Origin of the sequence: Streptomyces sp. NPDC015661, from assembly GCF_043077765.1 — a bacterium.
In the GTDB taxonomy this organism is placed as follows: Bacteria; Actinomycetota; Actinomycetes; order Streptomycetales; family Streptomycetaceae; genus Streptomyces.
Map to the genome: position 1 here is coordinate 306,028 of NZ_JBIBST010000006.1, position 17,055 is coordinate 323,082.

Sequence of the window (17,055 nt, forward strand, 5' to 3'; positions counted from 1 at the left end):
CCTCCTCAGCGGACGCGGACGCGCGGGTCGAGGCGGACGTGGATGAGGTCGACGACGAAGTTGGCGAGCAGGACGGCGGCCGTGATGGTGAGGAAGATGCCCTGCATCAGCGGGTAGTCGAGGGCCTGGACGGAGGCGAGGAGCTGGTAGCCGATGCCGGGGTAGGCGAAGACGACCTCGGTGAGCAGGGCGCCGCCCACCATGAAGCCGAGGGCCATGCCGAAGTTGGTGACGGACGGCAGCAGAGCATTGCGGGCGGCGTACCGGAACATGATCCGGGCGGGGCTGAGGCCCTTCGCCTCGGCCATGGTGATGTAGTCCTCGGCGGCGGTGGCGATCATGGTGTTGCGCATGCCGAGCATCCAGCCGCCGATCGAGACGAGCACGATGGTGAGGGCCGGAAGCACCAGATGGGTGGCGACGTTGCCGAGGAACGCCGCGTCGAGGCCGGGTTCGAGTCCGACGTCGTACGCGTGCCGGAGCGGGAACCAGCCGAGGGTGACGCCGAAGAGGTAGAGGGCGCCCATCGCCAGCCAGAAGTACGGGAACGAGCCGACGAAGATCAGCAGCGGCGGGAGCGCGGAGTCGAGGATCCCGCCCCGGCGCCAGGCGGCGAGGACGCCGAGCAGGTTGCCGACGAGGGCGGCGACGAGCAGGGCGGTGAGGCCGAGGAGCAGCGTCCAGCCGATCTGGGAGCCGATGACCTCGGAGACCGGGGTCGGGAAGCGTGAGATGGAGATGCCGAGGTCGCCGGTGGCGACGCTGTGGAGGTAGCCGACGTACTGGCGCCACAGCGGGCGGTCGTCGAGACCGAAGAGTTTCTGCAACTGGGCGATCTGATCGGGCTGCATCGTCCCCTGGGCCTGGGCGAACATCCGGGAGACGGGGTCTCCGGGCATGAAGCGCGGCAGCAGGAAATTGAGGGTGACGGAGGCCCAGAAGGCGATCAGATAGAACCCCAGGTTGCGCAGGACGAGACGCACGGTCTGCTCCCTGTCGTTTCTAGGGGTGGGGACGGCCCCGTCGGGGGCCGTCCCCCCTGGGGTGGGTCAGCCCTTGACGGGCCGGAGGGAGGTGAGCACGAGGACGGTGGTCACGGACCGGTTGGACAGGGTCGCGTACGGGTCGTCCTTCGTCGGCCAGCCGGTGAAGCGGGCGTCGGTGTACGCGCCCCACTCGGGTCCGGGGAAGAGCGGCAGGACGGGGGCGTCGGCGGCGAACAGCTTCTGCAGCTCGCTCGCCCTGGCCTGCTGGGTCTTCGGGTCGGTGGTGGCGGCGAAGGCGTCGATGAGCTTGTCGGCCCCGGGGTCGCCGAAGCGGTGGTAGTTCTCGGTGGCCTTCTCGCCGACCGGCTCGACCTGGGTGGTGGCCATGGCGCCGCGGTAGAACTCGTACGGTGTGGCGCCGTTGTTGCTCCACACGATGCCGCTGTCGAAGGTGCCCGTCTCGTACGAGGAGACGACGGCGGACCAGTCCGGGGACTTCACGGTGGCGGTGACGCCGACCTCGGCGAGGTTCTGCTTGATGATGTTGGCGACAGAGATCCAGTCGGAGGAGGCGGAGCCGACGGAGATGTCCAGGGTGAGCGGCTTGCCGTTCTTCTGGGTGCGCTTGCCGCCGGCGCCGAGCTTGTAGCCGGCGGCGTCGAGGGCCTCGGCGGCGGCCTTGGTGTCGTACGTGGTCCAGTCGCAGGCGGCGGCGACGGTCCGGTCCCGCCAGGTGTCGTAGGCGTTCGACAGGCCGGTGCAGTCGGCGGGGGTGCTGTAGCCGTTCATGGCGACCTTGGCGATCTTGGCGCGGTCGACGGCCCGGCTAAGCGCCTTGCGCAGGGCGGGGTCGTCGAAGGGCGCCTTGGCCGTGTTCAGCTGCCAGTTGATCATCGCGCCGGTGGTGGGGAACCAGTAGTGGTTCGTCTTCGGGTTCTTCGCGACGAAGGACTTCTGGATGTCCGGGATGAACGCCTGGGTCCAGTCGACCTCGCCGTTGGTGAAGGCGAGGTTGGCGCTGTCGTTGCCGGAGAAGGCGAGCAGGCGTATGCCGGCGATCCGCTGCTTCTCGGGCTGCCAGTACGAGGGGTTCTTCCGCAGCTCGTAGGACTGGCTCCGGAAGTGGTCGACCCGGGTGTACGGGCCGGTGCCGACGGGGGTGGCGTTGGTGTCCTTGGCCGGGTCGGCGATCTTCGACCAGATGTGCTTCGGGACGATGTAGTGCCCGCCGATCTCGTACAGGGAGGGCGAGAACGGCTTGGTGAAGTGGAAGGTGACCTTCTGCGGGGTGTCGGCGGTGACCTTGTCCAGGTACTCGAATCCGCCGAGCAGCTTCTTCTGGAGCTCGAAGGTGTAGACGACGTCCTCGGCGGTGAAGGGCTTGCCGTCGGACCACTTCACCCCCTCGCGGAGGGTGAAGGCGACGGACTTCCCGTCGGGCGCCTGGGTCCACGCGGTGGCGAGCCAGGGGGTGTCCTTGCCGTCGGCCGGGTTGTGGACCATGAGCGGTTCGTACACCGCCTCCTTGGTCATGGGCGCGGCCTTCGGCGAGAAGGGGTTGAAGTTCCGCGTGAAGGTGCCCATGTCCTCGCGGGGGACGGTGAGGAGCTGGTTGCCGGAGGTGTCTCCGGCTCCGGCCGCTCCCGCGCCGCCGGAGCAGCCGGTCAGGAGCAGGGCGGTCGCCGCGGCGCCCGCCAGGAGGGCGGGGCGGAGCCCCCGCGGCGCTCGGCCACGGGCAGGGGAGGGTGTCATAATGGTGGCTCTTTCCTCTCTTCAACACACCGGACGAAGACGGGACGGAAGATCTCGACGGGCCTGATTCGCGGTCAGACCGACGAGCGTTCGAGCAGCGGGCAGTCGACCGTCACCCTGCGGGTGTCGAGCGGCTGCCCCGCTGCGAGAGCGGCGAGCATGTCCACGCCCTTGGCGCCCATGGCCTCGAACGGCAGGGCGAGCGTGGTCAGTTTGGGCCGCAGGTAGGCGGCGATGAGTTCCTGGTTGTCGTAGCCCACCACGGCCACGTCGTCCGGGATCCGCAGCCCACGTTCCTTGATGGCGTCGTACGCGCCCATGGCCATCCGGTCGTTGCCGCAGAAGAGCGCGGTCGGCCGGTCGGCGCGGTCGAGCAATGCGCACGCGGCGGTGTAGCCGCCGTCGGCGGTCGCGTGGCCGGAGACGACCAGCGACGGGTCCAGGGGCAGCCCCGCCTCGCGCAGCGCCCGCTCGTAGCCCTCGCGGCGGCCGAGGGCGGCGGGGATGTCCGGGTCGAGGTTGATGAACCCGATGCGCTCGTGGCCGGCCTCGACGAGCCGACGGGCGGCGCGGTGGCCGCCGGCGATCTCGTCGGGGACGACGGAGGGCAGTTCGCCCTCGGCGTCGTAGCAGTTGACGAGGACCGTGGGGACCTCGCGGGCGGCCTTGGGGAGGGTGACCGCGCGGTGCCAGGTCGTGGCGTAGAGCAGTCCCTCCACCCGCTGTTCGAGGAGCTTGTCGAGGGCGGCGGCCTCCTGGGCGCGGTCGCCCTCGCTCGCGGCGATCAGCAGGAACTTGCGGTCCAGCCAGGCGCGGTCCTGGGCGCCCTTGATCACGTCGACGGCGAAGGGCGCGGTGACGATCTCGGTGATCAGTCCGTACCACTCGCTGCGCTGGGCGGCGAGGGCGCGGGCGCCCGCGTTGGGGCGGTACCCGAGCTCGTCGATCGCGGCCAGAATCCGCCGCCTGGTCTCGTCCGGGATGGCCGCGCCGGGGCGGTCGTTCAGGACGAAGGAGACCGCCGTGCGCGAGACCCCCGCCCGCCGGGCGACATCACTCATGGTGACGCTGCGAGGACTGCCGGCCGCCATGTCGTTTCCCCCTCGGTGCCGCTGCTCTTGGTTACGCGCTTTAGTAACGCGCGTTAGTACGACGTTGCAGGCAAGTTACGGCCGTCTTCCGGCCACTGTCAATATCTTGGGCATCAGGGATGTCCGACGGTGGGGAAGAGGTGTCCGGTGGAGACGGTCGAGGGGCTCGCGGTCATGGCGTTCGGCGGCGGGGCGGAGCTGGAGGCATGGCTGGAAAGCCACCACGGGGACACCCAGGGCGTCTGGCTGCTGCTCGGCAGGAAGGGCTCGGGCGTGCCCTCGCCGAACGCGGAGGAGATCCTGGACAGCACGCTCGCCTACGGCTGGATCACCGGCAAGCGCATGGCGCGGGACGAGCGGTGCTACCTCCAGAAGATCACCCCGCGCCGGCCCCGCAGCCTCTGGTCGCAGGTGAACGTGCGCCAGGTCGAGGTGCTGACCGCCGCCGGACGGATGCGGGAGCCGGGGCTCGCCGAGGTGCGGGCGGCCCGGGCGGACGGCCGGTGGGAAGCGGCGTACCCCTCGCAGAAGGACGCGACCGTGCCGGACGACCTGGCGGTGGCCCTGGCGGCGGAGCCGGGCGCCGCGGAGGCCTTCGAGGCGCTCGGCAGAACCGACCGCTACCTGGTGATCCTCAGCCTCTGGCAGGCCCGCACGCCGAAGACGCGGGCGGCGCGACTGGAACGGGCGGTGGCGGCGCTGGCGGCGGGAGGAACGCCGAAGTAGGACGGGGGTGGCCGCGCCGGGAGCACGACCGGAGCAGGACGGGGGTGGCGGCGCCGGGAGCACGACCGGAGCAGGACGGGGGTGGCGGCGCCGGCGGCGGGAGGACGACCGAAGCAGGAACGGGGGCGGCAGCGCCCCGGCCGGAGGACGACCGAAGCAGGAACGGGGGCGGCAGCGCCGACCGCGGGAGGACGACCGAAGCAGGACCGGGGGCGGCAGCGCCCCGGCCGGAGGACGACCGAAGCAGGACCGGGGGCGGCAGCGCCCGGCCGGAGGACGACCGAAGCAGGAACGGGGGCGGCAGCGCCGACCGCGGGAACACGATCGACGCAGGTCCGGGGCGGTAGCGCCGGCGGCGGGAGCTGGATCGAGGTGGGGCGGGCCGTCAGCGGTGACGGCGGTACAGCACCTGGTGGGCGTCCCACTCCACGAAGGACTCGGCGTGCTCCAGGCCCACGGCGTCCAGCAGCCGACGGGACCGGTGGTTCGCCTCCTGGGTGACCGCGACCACGCTCGGCGCGGACTCCAGCGCCCGCGCCACGGCCGCGCCGACGGCTTCGCGCGCGTACCCCCGCCCCCAGTGCTCGGGCAGGAACTGGTACGAGACCTCCGTCTCCCCGCCGTGCCCTTCGGCCTCCACCGTGACGAGCCCGAGCAGGACCCCGTCCTCGGCCCGGACCACCGCGTGGAAACCGGCCGCCCCGACGATACGCCGCTGGCGGATCCGGATGACCGAGTCGATCACGGGACCGCCCAGGTGACGCCGTACCTCCGGGTCGGTCCACAGCCGCGTCACGGCCGGCAGGTCCCCGCTCCGGACGGGCCGCAGCACCAGCCGCTCGGTCACGAGCGGGCCGGCGGGGGGCGCGGGCACCGGGGTCGGGGCGGGGTGCGGGGAGAGGGTCACGCCTACGATCATCTCAGGGCCCGGCCCCTCTCCGGGAGCAGGACGGTTCAGCGGCGCTCGGGGCCGCCGCCGCGGAGGACGGGGACGAGGCTGCGCAGGGCGGGTCCCGCGGCGAACCAGGGCGGGGACGGGCGGCTGAACCCCGGCGGGCGGCGCACACCGGCGGCTGTCCCGCCGTCTGAGGAACGGGGGCCGACGCGGAGGCCGGGCGTCGGCGCCGCGCCTCGATGAACATGCCCCACATCGCCAAGGCCGGAGGGAGCAGGGCGGCTCCACCCGACAGTAGGGCCAGCAGGGCCGCCCCGCCGCCGTGGACGTCGTCCTCGGCGGCCACCACCTGGGGAGCGTCCGCCCGGTAGCGGACGGTCAGCGGGGTACCGGCCTCGGACCTGCCGGCCCCGCTGCCCACGGGCAGGTCCGCCACCACGGTCCGCCCGCCGGCCTCGAACGCGACCCGGCAGGACCCCAGGAAGCACGTGCCCGGCGTGCGCAGCGTCGCCTCGGCCCGGACGCCGTCCCGGAGGGAGCGGAGGTGCTGTGCCGCCGGCAGCATCACGAGCAGCGACAGCCCGCCGAGGAGCGGCGCGAGCACCACCGCCACGATGAGCCCCTGACGTGCCGTCAACACACCTTTGCGATCCACGTCTTCCGCCCCTGTTCTCGCTCATGCGCAGGGGGAGACAGTAGTTCCCGCCACGGGACGGCATCATGTGCCGATCCAGGCACACAAGATCCCGCCGAGCCTGCCCGTCATCGGCAAGCTCAGCCGGGACGGTCAGCGCGGTCCGGCCTCCCGAGCCGTCAGCGCCGCCTTGATCGGCTCCCAGTCCGGGGCCGTCGGCTCGAAGGTCTCCTTCGCCGTGGCGATGTCCTTGTAGCCGCTGGAGGTGACCACGCAGACGACCGGGCCGTCGTTCTGCCGTGGCCCGCGGGCGCGCAGGCCCGCGAGCCCGGCGGCGGAGGAGGTCTCGCACCAGATGCCCTGGGCGGCCAGCTCCGCCCGTGCGGCCGCCATCTGATCATCGGTCACCGTGGCCGCCGCTCCTCCGGTTTCCCGGACCGCGAGGACGCCGCGGTAGCTGTTGACCTCGCAGTCGATGGCGTACGCGGCGGTCGGTCCGACCGGGACGCGGGCGACGGGCCGGCCGGTGCGCAGGGCCTCGGTGAGGGCGCCGGCCGCGGCGGGCTCGGCCGCGTACACGCGGGGGACGGAGTCCGTGACCCCGAGCCGCGCGAGCTCCTGGAAGCCCTTGGCCACGCCGAAGAGCAACTCGCCGTACCCCGTGGGGAGGTGCACCTCGGCCGGTGCGCGTCCGAGGTCGAGCGCGAGCTCGTACGCGAGGGTCTTGTACCCCTCGGGCCCGAAGGGGTGCCCCGTGTGGGCCGTGTCCGTGACGCTGCTGACGCTCTGGAAGCCGAGCTCGTCGACGATGCGGCGCATCAACGGGCGTACCGACTCGTACGGGACGGTCAGCACCGTCGCTCCGTAGGCGCGGAGGTGCGAGGCCACGGCGGGCGGGGCGTACGGGGAGGTGAACACGGCGCACGGCAGTCCGGCACGGGCCGCGTACGCGGCGGCCGCCGCACCGTGGTTCCCGGACGAGGAGACGACGATCCCCCGCGCCCCCGACGCGACGGCGGCGCTCACCGCGACCCGGTTGAGGCGGTCCTTGTGGCTCCAGGTGGGGTTGCGCGACTCGTCCTTGATCCAGACGCCGTCGGCCAGTTCGACCAGGGGCGTGTTGCCCTCTCCGAGGCCGGGCGCGGCGAGGGGCGGGAGCAGCGGGGCCCACCGCTCCAGGCCGTGGGCGGCCGGGCGCTTGAACAGGTCGGCGGGGACCCGGTCGTAGGCGTAGTCGATGTCGAGGGGGTACGCGACGTCCTCGGTGGAGGTGACGGGGCAGCCCCGGGTGAGCGGCGGCCACAACGGGTGGCGTACGGACGGATCGGCGAGCGAGCGCTGGGCGACGGCGAGCGAGGCTGTCACGTGTCGGACCTTTCGGGGACGGGGAACTCCGGACTGGGCGGGCCCTTCAGCCCATGCGGCGGGTGAGGGCCGCCAGCGCGCCGGGCCGACGGCCCGGAACCCGACGCCGGGTCGCGATCAGCAGGGGGCCGAGGGCCCGGGCCCGGTCGCGGTCCCCGATCTGTTCCCACTGGTGGTGGGCCCGGTCGACGGCCCCCTCGAGGTCGGGGTCGTCCGGGCGCTGGCCCAGACCGAGCCGGGCTTCGGCGGCGGCGAGCCAGAGTTCGCAGCTGCGGGCCGGCTCCCCGGCGAGGCGGGCGAGGTCGGCCCGGACCTCCGTCCAGTGCACGGCCTCGATGGACCGGGGTCCGTGGCGGCGCAGGGCGTCGTGCTCCCAGGCCGCCGCGACCGCAGCCGCCTCTCCGTGCCGCCCGGCCCTGGCGGCGGCGAGGATCGCGGGATGCGGGTCCTCCACGACCATCGGCGCGCCCAGCCCGGCGGGCGCGGGCGCGGGAGGAGTCACGGGCACGAACCCGGGAGGAACAGGGGGCAGGGAAGCGGGGGCGGGACGGGCGGCGGGTGCGGAGGGCGGCGCGGGACGGGCGGCGGGCAGGGGTACAGGTACGGGTGCGGGTGTGGAGGGGCGCACCGAGGCGGGCTCGGGGCGGGGCACGGGTGCGGGGTCGGTCGCGCGCTGAGCCGCCCCAGCGGGCGCGGGGCCGGTTGTCGACGCGGCAGCCGCGACAGGGTCTGGTGCGACAACCGGCGCGGACAGGGCCGTCGAAGCGGGCGCGGGCGTGCCCCAGGTCTCGGACACCGGCCCAACTCCCGAACCCGGCACGGACGCCGAGACGGACGCAGGCGCAGGGCCCGCCGGCGCACCCGGCACAGGCCCGGATCCCGGCGCGGCCGCCGCACCCGGCACAGGCCCGGCCCCCAGCGCCGCTGCCGCACCCGCCATGGGCCCGGACCTCGGCACGGACGCCGAGACGGACGCAGGCGCAGGGCCCGCAGGCGCACCCGGCACAGGCACGGCCGCCGGCACGGACGCCGAACCCGCCACAGGCCCGGCCCCCAGCGCCGCTGCCGCACCCGCCATGGGCCCGGACCTCGGCACGGACGCCGAAACGGACGCAGGCGCAGGGCCCGCCGCCGCACCCGCCACAGGCCCGGACCCCGGCACGGCCGCCGAACCCGCCACAGGCCCGTCCCCCAGCGCCGCTGCCGCACCCGCCATGGGCCCGGACCTCGGCACGGACGCCGAGACGGACGCAGGCGCAGGGCCCGCCGGCGCACCCGGCACGGGCCCGGATCCCGGCGCGGCCGCCGAACCCGCCACAGGCCCGTACCCCGGCGCGGCCGACGCACCCGCGACGGGCCCGTACCCCGGCGCCGCTGCCGCACCCGGCACGGGCCCCGCCACCGCCACCGACCCCGGCACCGGCACCCGCCCGACCACCGACTCCGCCACCGGCCCGACCGCCGCCCCCGGCGCAACCGCCGCGTCCGGCAGTGGCGCCACTGCCGGTACCGGCCCGGGTGTGAGGAACACCGGTTCCGGCGTCGGCGCCACCGTCATCGCCCGCGCCGCGGCCTCCGCGTGCGCCGCGGACGGCGCCAACCGGGCTCCGGAGCGCCAGAGTTCGGCCCAGGCGCGCAGGTACTCGGGGGTCGTGGGCTCGCCCCTGCGCGGGGCGGGGACCACGCGCGCGTAGAGCAGGGGGCCCGGCCCCAGGTGCAGCAGTCCGGGCGTCGCGGTGAGGCGCTGCCAGACCTCCGGGTCGGCCGCGAGGTCCGCGACGACGGTCGTCGACCCGGGCTGCCGTACGCCGAGTTCGCCGGCGAGCCAGTGCCAGGGCAGCGCCGTGTAGCGGAGGGTCGCCGGGGTGGTGCGGGCGAGCGCGAGATGCGGCAGCTGCTGGCGGCGGTCGAGGTGGAGCTGGCCCGCGAGGCAGACGACGAGGGGGCCGGGGCTCGCGGCCGCCGCGCGGACCCGGGTCAGGACGGTCTGCGGGTCGAGCGGGTCGGCGAGTTCGACGACCGTGGCGGCCGTGGTGCCGGTGAGGACCCCGGGCGGGACGGCCGCGAGCGCCGGCAGAACGGAGGCGGCGTCCATCGCGCGGCCCCGGCCGGCGGGGGCGGCCGCGAGGAGCACCGCGGCACCCACCGCGCTCGCGGCCGGCGAGCCCGCGCCGGCGACCACCACACCCCGAGCCGCGTTCTCCGCGCCGGCGACCACCACACCCCGAGCCGCGTTCTCCGCGCCGGCGACCACCGCACCCCGACCCGCGTTCTCCGCGCCCGGCATCGGAGCACCCGGCATCGGAGCACCCGGCACCATCGCATCCGCCCCCGTACGCATGTCCGACTCGCCTGCCACCACCCCGCCCGTGGCCGTCGCCGCCGCCCCCACCGTGCCGTTTCCGTCGTCGTTCACCACCCCAGCACCGTAACGGGTCGCACCCTGTCCGATAATCGCCGGGCCTTTGACATATGCCAGAAGCACCACCGGATCGAGTGTTGCCAAATCCCTTACGGGCTGTCCCGGGCTGTGCAACAGTCGTCTACGGGCCACCTTCCACACTTGGCCGCGCCGCGCCTGTATCGGAGTACGACATGCCGTCCCATCTGTTCGCGGACCGCCCCGCCCAGCCGCCGGAGCCGGGCGCGGTGGACGCGCTGATCTCACAGACCCGCCGCCTGCGCGGCGAGGTGGACGCCGTCCGCCGGGACGCCGTGGCGGACGAGGACGATCCCCAGCAGCGCTGGCAGCGCGCCCTCTGCGACCTGGCGGTCCATCAACTCGACGATCTGGGTGCCCAGTTGGGCCAGCTCCGGGCCGGTGTCCCGGCGAGCGCCGCCCCCGAGGACCAGCCCGACGAGATCGACGGGGTGGTCGACACCTCCCTCGCGACCGCCCCCGGCACGGCGTACGGCGTGGCGGCCCCGCCCCGGACCGGCTCGCTGCTCTCCCGGGTCGGCTCCGCCGAGTGGAACCTGCTCACCGACGAAGTCAGCTGGTCCGAGGAGCTGTTCCAGATCTTCGGGCGCTCCCGCGAGAGCGGCCCGATGTCCCTCGACGAGATGCCCACGATGGTCTTCGCCGAGGACCAGCCCGTCCTGCAGTCGATGGTGACGGACTGTCTGATCGACGGGAAGCCGATCGACGGCGAGTTCCGGATCGTGCGGACGGACGGCCGGGTGCGCACGGTGCACATGACCGGCGAACCCGTGCTCGACACCGACGGCTGCACCGCCTCCATGTGGGCCGTCCTGCGGGACGTCAGCAAGCTGCGCCGCAGCGAGCGGGCGGTCCGCGAGAGCCGGGACAGCCTGGAGCGAAGCCGCCACATCGAGCTCACCGAGCGGCGGGTCGCCGTCGAGCTGCAGGAGGCGGTCCTCCCGCCCTGGCGCGGCTCGCTCCGCTTCGCCCACGACGGCCCCGCCCCCCTCGACGTGGCCGCCCACTACCTCCCCGCCTCCAGCACCGGTCTGATCGGCGGCGACTGGTACGACGCGCTCGCGCTGCCCGACGGGGACGCGCTGCTGACCGTCGGCGATCTGACGGGCCACGGGGTCGCCGCGACCTCCTCCATGGCCATGCTCCTCGGGGCGCTGCGCGGCATGGCCGTCGCAGGCATCCGCCCCGCCGCGCTGATGGGCCACCTCAACCAGCTCCTGGACGCCTCCGTACAGCCCGCGCTCGGCAGCGCGATGTGCTGCAGGTACGACCCGGTGGCCCAGACCCTGACCTGGGCGCAGGCCGGCCACCCCGCCCCGTTGCTCTTCCGCGACGGGACGGGGCACGCACTCCGGCGGCCCGAGGGCGTCCTGCTCGGGGCGACGACCGGTGGCGCCTACGGCGAGGTCGAGACCCGGCTGAACCCGGGTGACCTGCTGGTCCTGCACACCGACGGACTGACCCGCGGCAGTGGCACGGACGACGACACGGGCGCGCGACGGCTGCTCGCCCTCGGCCCCCGGCTCGCGGAGGCGCGGGACGCCCAGGACGGCGTGCGCGCCGTGGTGGAGGAGTTCGGCGAGGAGTCACGCGCGGACGACGCCTGCGTGATGGTGGTGCGGGTCACCGACTGAGCCGGACGGAAGCCGACTCGGGTCACCGACCGAGCCGACCCGAAGCCGACCACGTCACCCGACACGCCGACCCGAAGCCGACCACGTCACCCGACACTTCGGCCCGCCCGAAGCCGGTCCGCATCACCCACTGAACTGGCCTCACCCGCTGAACCGGCCGCACCCGCTGAAACGCCGGCGTCGGCCCGCCCCCGTGACGAGACCCTCCCGATCCTCCCCGTCCCGCAGGACCGGGAGGCTCAGGCCTGTCCGGTCCTGGGGCGGTTGACGGGGGACCTCGGGAGGGCCAGCTCGATCTCCTCGCGCAGGTTCTCGATCCTCGAGTAGCCCGCGTACTGGCCGGTGAGCCGGTACATCTCCCGCAGCCGGTCCCAGGTCCGGTGGGACGAGGTGTCCCCCATGGACATCAGGGCGAGCCGGGCGTACCGGTCGGCCTGCTCCGGGTCGTCGGCGATGAAGCAGGCCGAGGCCATCGAGATGTGGTCGAAGAGCTTCGAGCGGTCGTGCCCGCCGCGCCGCAGTTCGAGCGCCAGCTTGGCGTGCCGCTGCGCGGGGACCGCCGCTGCCGGGTCGTGCTCGGCGAGCGTGCGGTAGGCCAGGGCCTGCATGCCGTGCATGTCGGCCTCGTCGAAGTTCTGCATCCAGCTCGGCTTCTCGTCCTGCCGGTCGGACACGAACAGTTCCTCGGCCTCGCCGAGGGTGCGGCGCATCGCCTGGCCCCGGCCCATCGACGCCTGCGCCCAGGCCTCGATGGTGTGGAACATGGCCTGCGTACGGGGCAGCACCCGCTCGCCCGAGCCCGACTTGGCGAGCTTCATGAGGTCGAGGGCGTCGTCGGGGCGGCCCAGGTGCACCATCTGGCGGGCCGCCCGGGAGAGCGCCTCGCCGGCCCGGGGCCGGTCGCCGCCCTCGCGCGCCGCGTGGGCGGCGATGACGAAGTACTTCTGCGCCGTCGGTTCCAGGCCGACGTCGTGGGACATCCAGCCCGCGAGGACCGCCAGGTTGGCGGCGACGCCCCACAGGCGCCGCTGGAGGTGGTCGGCGTGACGGTAGGCGAGCATGCCGCCCACCTCGTTGAGCTGGCCCACGACCGCCTTGCGCTGGAGGCCGCCGCCCCGGGAGGCGTCCCAGGCGCGGAACACCTCCACCGAGTGCTCCAGGGCCTCGATCTCCTCCGACCCGATGGGGGCGGCCTCGTAGCGGTCGAACCCAGCGGGGTCGGCGTGGAGGGGATCGGTGGCCCGCGGGGCGGCGCCCTGGCGTGCGGGGTCGGTCTGGAGCCAGTCGTGCATGGCGTTGCTGAGTACGGAGCCGGCGGCAAGCGCGGCACCCGCGCCCACCAGGCCGCGTCGGTTGAGCATGAGGTCCATTCCCGTGAATTCGGTGAGGACCGCCGCCGTACGATCGGGTGCCCAGGGCAGCCCGTCAGGGTTCTCCGTCTTCCTGACGTCCTGCTTCTTTCCGGCGCGCCCGTGTCGTACGAACCCGAGGTCCTCGATGGTCACGACACGGCCGAGTCGCTCGGTGAACAGTGCTGCCAGCACCCGGGGGACGGGATCGCGCGGCGTCTCGCCCCGATCGATCCACCGCCGCACCCGCGAGGTGTCGGTCGCCAGCTGGGGGTGGCCCATGGCCGCCGCCTGCCGGTTGACGAGTCTCGCGAGTTCGCCCTTGGACCAGCCGGCCAGGCCGAACAGGTCTGCCAGGCGGGTGTTGGTTTGTCCGGTCACGTCTAAGCCCCCAGGTTCTCGGCTGAGTTGACAGTAGCCCCCTGTCATAGGCCTGGCGACAATTCGCCAGGCTTCGCCAGGGTGCGCGAGATGTTCCGCCACCCGCGCCCGGGTGTCAGGTAGGAACGCGCCACCCCGCCCCGCCGACCGGCCCTCATTCCCCAGGGTGCGGACCCGGGGGCGGGCGGGGCGACGCACGCAACTCGTCGGCGCACGAAGGGATCTGTCACCTCCATGTACACAGCATCGTCCTCCGTGTCCGCCCCGCCCCGGCCGCAGCACCGCATCATCCCGGCCGGCGCCGGACCGTACCTGGCCCCCGCTCCCCAGGCCGTCAGGCCGAGGCGCTGGGCGGGCGGCACCGGTACCCAGCCGGTCAGCGGAAGAATCGACCTGTCCGGCCCCCAGGGGGCGCAGTTGAAGATGGCGATCGCGTCGGTCCACCGGATCTGCCCGGAGTTCAACCCCGTGCAGGTGCTGCGGCGCAGTGGCCGTTCCGTACTGATCGTCGGGACGACCGGGCGGACCACGGCGGTCGCGAAGTGTTTACTGGACCACTCCCCCGCGTGGGTCGAGCGGTTCCGGCACGAAATAGCGTCCTACCGCTCCTTCGTCCGCCACCGTCCGCCGGTGCGGGCGCCGCGGCTGATCGCCGCGGATCCGGAGAACTGCACCCTGGTGATCGAGCGAATGCCGGGGCGGGCGGCGGCGCTGTCGCGCCACCCCGTCGAGGCCCCGCCGCGGGCGGACGTGCGGGCCGCGCTCGGTGCGATCGCCCGGCTCAACGCCTGGCGGCCGCCGGCCGGGACCTTCGACGCCCCGCTGGACTACGGCGCCCGGATCGCCCGCTACCACGAGCTGGGGCTGTTCACGGACCGGGACCGGGACGATCTGCAGAAGCTCCTGCACGGTCTGGCGCACGCCGGCGGCCGTCAGGGCATGGGCCAGTTCTGTCACGGTGACGCCCTGCTCTCCAACATCCTGCTCTCCCCGGCGGGACCGGTCCTCGTCGACTGGGAGCACGCGGGCTGGTACCTCCCCGGGTACGACCTGGCGACCCTGTGGGCGGTGCTCGGTGACGCGCCGCTGGCCCGGCGCCAGATCAGTGGGCTCGCCCAGCAGGCGGGCACGGCCTCGCGGGACGCCTTCCTGGTGAACCTGATGATCGTGCTGACGCGGGAGATCCGTACGTACGAGACGGCGGTGCAGCGCACCATGAAGGAGGCTCCGCCTGCCGGCTCCGTGCCGGTGCCCTCGGGGGCGCTCGCGCCCGGCGAGGAACAGCGGCTGCTGCTGAGGCGGCTGCACGACGACTGCGCCATGGCACGGCGGGCCGTGCGCGCGGCGGTCGGGACGCGCTGAAGGGGCGGGTCCGGCCGACCACACGGGGGCGGTGCGCCGTGAGCCCGGTGCCGACACACCGGGACGCGGCGCACCGGCTTGTCCACCTCCCGGAATCTCCGGGAGCCGTACCCGAGACCCCTTCAATGGTCCACTCCAGTGACGCGTCCCAGGCCCGGGACCCGTCGCCGCGAAACTCCGCCGTTTGGCCTCCATTCCCGCCCTGACGTGGGAACTTCCGTTTGCGCAGACGTGATTGACGGAACGTCCGGGAGCCGATACCCCTGTACGGGTTCGGCCCCGCACGCCCCCGTGTCACCCCCTGCCTCTGGAGGCTGCCTTGCTCCGTTCCGTATCGCGCAGACATCCGTCACCGATCCGTGTGCCGGGGGCGGTGGGCGCTCTGGCGTCCGCCGCCCTGCTGCTTCCGCTGCTGTCCGCCGCCCCGCCCGCGGGCGCCGAGGTTCCCGACGCGGGTGTCCTGCAGGGGCAGTTCGCGCGGGCGGCCGAGCGTCAGGGCGTGCCCGAGAGCGTGCTGCTCGCCGTCTCGTACCTGCAGTCGCGCTGGGACGCCCACGGCGGTGCGCCGAGCGTGACCGGCGGCTACGGCCCGATGCACCTGACGGACGCGGTGACGGCGCTGGCCCGGACCGCCCCGCAACACTCGGCGGGCGAGGAGGACGCCCGGGGCGACGACTCCCGCCAGGCGCGCACCGGCGCGGACGTCCCGGTGCCCGCGCCCGAGGAGCTGCCCGAGCGGCTGCGGACCCTGGAGCGGGCGTCCGCGGTGTCCGGGATCCCGGCCGAGGAGCTGCGCACCGTACCGGCCGCGAACATCGAGGGCGGGGCGGCGCTGCTCGCGGCGGCCCAGCGCGAGGCCGGGCTTCCGGCGAGCGCGGACCCGGCCGACTGGTACGGGGCGGTGGCGCGGTACTCCGGTGCGGACGACTGGGCGACGGCGGCGACGTACGCGAACGACGTCTTCGACGTGATCAGGACCGGGGAGACGCGGACGACGGACAGCGGGCAGGTGGTGACCCTCCCGGCCGCACCGGCCGTCGCGCCCGCCACGGGTCAGGTGGCGGCCCTGGGGCTGCGCCGGCCGGCCGCCGGGCCCGTGGAGTGCCCGGCCTCGGTGGCCTGCGAGTGGATCCCCGCGCCGTACGAGGAGTTCGGGGACGGCGACTACGGCAACCACGACAAGGCGAACCGGCCCGCCTCGCAGTCGATCGACTACATCGTGATCCACGACACCGAGGCCGACTGGAAGACCACCCTGAAGCTGGTGCAGGACCCGACGTACGTGTCCTGGCAGTACTCGCTGCGCTCCTCCGACGGGCACATCGCGCAGCACGTGCCGCTGAAGGACGTGGCCTGGCACGCGGGGAACTGGTTCGTGAACGCCAAGTCGGTGGGCCTGGAGCACGAGGGCTTCCTCACCTCGCCGGACTCCTGGTACACGGAGGCGATGTACCGGTCGTCGGCGCGCCTGGTGCGGTACCTCGCCGCGCGGTACGACATCCCGGTGGACCGGCAGCACATCCTGGGCCACGACAACGTGCCGGGCACGGTGACGTCGTCGATCAGGAACATGCACACGGACCCGGGGCCGTACTGGGACTGGGCGCACTACTTCCAGCTGCTCGGCCGTCCGATCACCCCGAGCGCCGGTCCGCAGGCGGGCGTGGTGACGATCCGGCCCGACTACAGCACCCACCGGCCGGTCTACACGGGCTGCGCGACGGCGGGCCAGGCGTGCGTGCCGCACGGCAGCGGGGCGGTGCGGCTGCACACCGCGCCGAGCGCCGACGCGCCCCTGGTGAAGGACGTCGGTCTGCGGCCGGGCGGGCAGGACTCCACGACCGGGGTCAACGACACCGGGGCGCGGGCCTCGACCGGGCAGAGCTTCGCGGTGGCGGAGCGCCGGGGGGACTGGACGGCGGTCTGGTACCTCGGGCAGAAGGCGTGGTTCAGCAACCCGGTGGCGGAGCCGACGGCGGTGAACGTCCGGGGGCAGGTCCTGACGCCCCGGGAGGGTCTGGCGGAGGTTCCGGTGTACGGGCGGGCCTATCCGGAGGCCTCGGCGTATCCGGTGGGTGTGCCGGTGCAGTCGGTGTCGCCGCTGCCGTACAAGCTGCTCGCGGGTCAGCGGTACGTGGTGGGGGGCCGCACCCCCGGCGAGTACTACTTCGCGCCGGTGTTCGACCCCACCGGGCACACGGTCGTCCGAGGCCAGGAGGAGTACTACCAGATCCAGTTCGGCCATCGGGTGGCCTTTGTGAAGGCCGCTGACGTGCGGGTTTCCCAGGGCTGACGGAGGGCTGGCCGAAAGGTGCGGGGTGGTGCCGGACGCGGTGTCCGACACCACCCCGTCGGCGTTCATACGACTATTCGGGAGAACGCGTGCGCCACTTGGGCGACGGGTAAGGCTGGGGCCGATCATCACCCCAGCTCACCGGAA

General features: G+C 73.8%; 12 protein-coding genes. 4 read left to right on the plus strand and 8 right to left on the minus strand.

What is annotated here, in order from left to right; genetic code table 11:
- Positions 1–5: 5 nt before the first annotated feature.
- From ACF07V_RS18415 to ACF07V_RS18425, 3 genes are all read right to left on the minus strand, one after another.
- Positions 6–983, minus strand: coding sequence for an ABC transporter permease (locus tag ACF07V_RS18415; protein WP_392155295.1), 978 nt, complete (start codon positions 981–983; stop codon positions 6–8).
- Between the two features lie 66 nt (positions 984–1,049).
- Entirely contained in the window at positions 1,050–2,738 is a 1,689-nt protein-coding gene (locus ACF07V_RS18420) for an ABC transporter substrate-binding protein (protein ID WP_392155296.1), read from the minus strand.
- Between the two features lie 74 nt (positions 2,739–2,812).
- On the minus strand, positions 2,813–3,799 hold the full coding sequence (locus ACF07V_RS18425) for a LacI family DNA-binding transcriptional regulator (protein ID WP_392155297.1): 987 nt from the start codon (positions 3,797–3,799) through the stop codon (positions 2,813–2,815).
- A gap of 204 nt (positions 3,800–4,003) precedes the next feature.
- On the opposite strand from ACF07V_RS18425, the gene ACF07V_RS18430 reads away from it, so the two are divergent.
- Positions 4,004–4,555 carry a YdeI family protein gene (locus tag ACF07V_RS18430; RefSeq protein WP_392155651.1) on the plus strand — a complete coding sequence of 184 codons (552 nt, stop codon included), beginning with the start codon at positions 4,004–4,006 and terminating at the stop codon, positions 4,553–4,555.
- 385 nt (positions 4,556–4,940) lie between these two features.
- Here ACF07V_RS18430 and ACF07V_RS18435 read toward each other — a convergent pair whose 3' ends face one another.
- The 4 genes from ACF07V_RS18435 to ACF07V_RS18450 form a co-directional block, all read right to left on the minus strand.
- Positions 4,941–5,462 carry a GNAT family N-acetyltransferase gene (locus ACF07V_RS18435; RefSeq protein WP_392155298.1) on the minus strand — a complete coding sequence of 174 codons (522 nt, stop codon included), beginning with the start codon at positions 5,460–5,462 and terminating at the stop codon, positions 4,941–4,943.
- A gap of 13 nt (positions 5,463–5,475) precedes the next feature.
- Positions 5,476–6,087 (minus strand): hypothetical protein, encoded by a 612-nt coding sequence (locus ACF07V_RS18440; protein ID WP_392155300.1) that lies wholly within the window; start codon positions 6,085–6,087, stop codon positions 5,476–5,478.
- Positions 6,088–6,237: 150 nt separating this feature from the next.
- Entirely contained in the window at positions 6,238–7,449 is a 1,212-nt protein-coding gene (locus ACF07V_RS18445; protein WP_392155301.1) for a pyridoxal-phosphate dependent enzyme, read from the minus strand.
- Positions 7,450–7,495: 46 nt separating this feature from the next.
- A complete protein-coding gene (locus ACF07V_RS18450) occupies positions 7,496–9,868 on the minus strand; it encodes a hypothetical protein (protein ID WP_392155302.1) in 2,373 nt (790 codons plus the stop codon).
- 176 nt (positions 9,869–10,044) lie between these two features.
- Between ACF07V_RS18450 and ACF07V_RS18455 the strand changes: the two genes are divergently transcribed.
- Entirely contained in the window at positions 10,045–11,523 is a 1,479-nt protein-coding gene (locus tag ACF07V_RS18455; RefSeq protein WP_392155304.1) for a PP2C family protein-serine/threonine phosphatase, read from the plus strand.
- 239 nt (positions 11,524–11,762) lie between these two features.
- Here ACF07V_RS18455 and ACF07V_RS18460 read toward each other — a convergent pair whose 3' ends face one another.
- Positions 11,763–13,253, minus strand: coding sequence for a hypothetical protein (locus ACF07V_RS18460; RefSeq protein ID WP_392155306.1), 1,491 nt, complete (start codon positions 13,251–13,253; stop codon positions 11,763–11,765).
- 234 nt (positions 13,254–13,487) lie between these two features.
- On the opposite strand from ACF07V_RS18460, the gene ACF07V_RS18465 reads away from it, so the two are divergent.
- Together ACF07V_RS18465 and ACF07V_RS18470 are read left to right on the plus strand one after the other, a co-directional pair.
- Positions 13,488–14,615 (plus strand): aminoglycoside phosphotransferase family protein, encoded by a 1,128-nt coding sequence (locus tag ACF07V_RS18465; protein WP_392155308.1) that lies wholly within the window; start codon positions 13,488–13,490, stop codon positions 14,613–14,615.
- A 373-nt stretch (positions 14,616–14,988) separates the two neighbouring features.
- A complete protein-coding gene (locus ACF07V_RS18470) occupies positions 14,989–16,908 on the plus strand; it encodes an N-acetylmuramoyl-L-alanine amidase (RefSeq protein ID WP_392155309.1) in 1,920 nt (639 codons plus the stop codon).
- Positions 16,909–17,055: the final 147 nt, after the last annotated feature.

Excerpts from the sequence above, each read along its gene's own strand:
- ACF07V_RS18430 (WP_392155651.1), top strand. The coding sequence starts at position 4,004 with ATGGCGTTCGGCGGCGGGGCGGAGCTGGAGGCATGGCTGGAAAGCCAC.
- ACF07V_RS18455 (WP_392155304.1), top strand. The coding sequence starts at position 10,045 with ATGCCGTCCCATCTGTTCGCGGACCGCCCCGCCCAGCCGCCGGAGCCG.
- ACF07V_RS18420 (WP_392155296.1), bottom strand. The coding sequence starts at position 2,738 with ATGACACCCTCCCCTGCCCGTGGCCGAGCGCCGCGGGGGCTCCGCCCC.
- ACF07V_RS18465 (WP_392155308.1), top strand. The coding sequence starts at position 13,488 with ATGTACACAGCATCGTCCTCCGTGTCCGCCCCGCCCCGGCCGCAGCAC.
- ACF07V_RS18425 (WP_392155297.1), bottom strand. The coding sequence starts at position 3,799 with ATGAGTGATGTCGCCCGGCGGGCGGGGGTCTCGCGCACGGCGGTCTCC.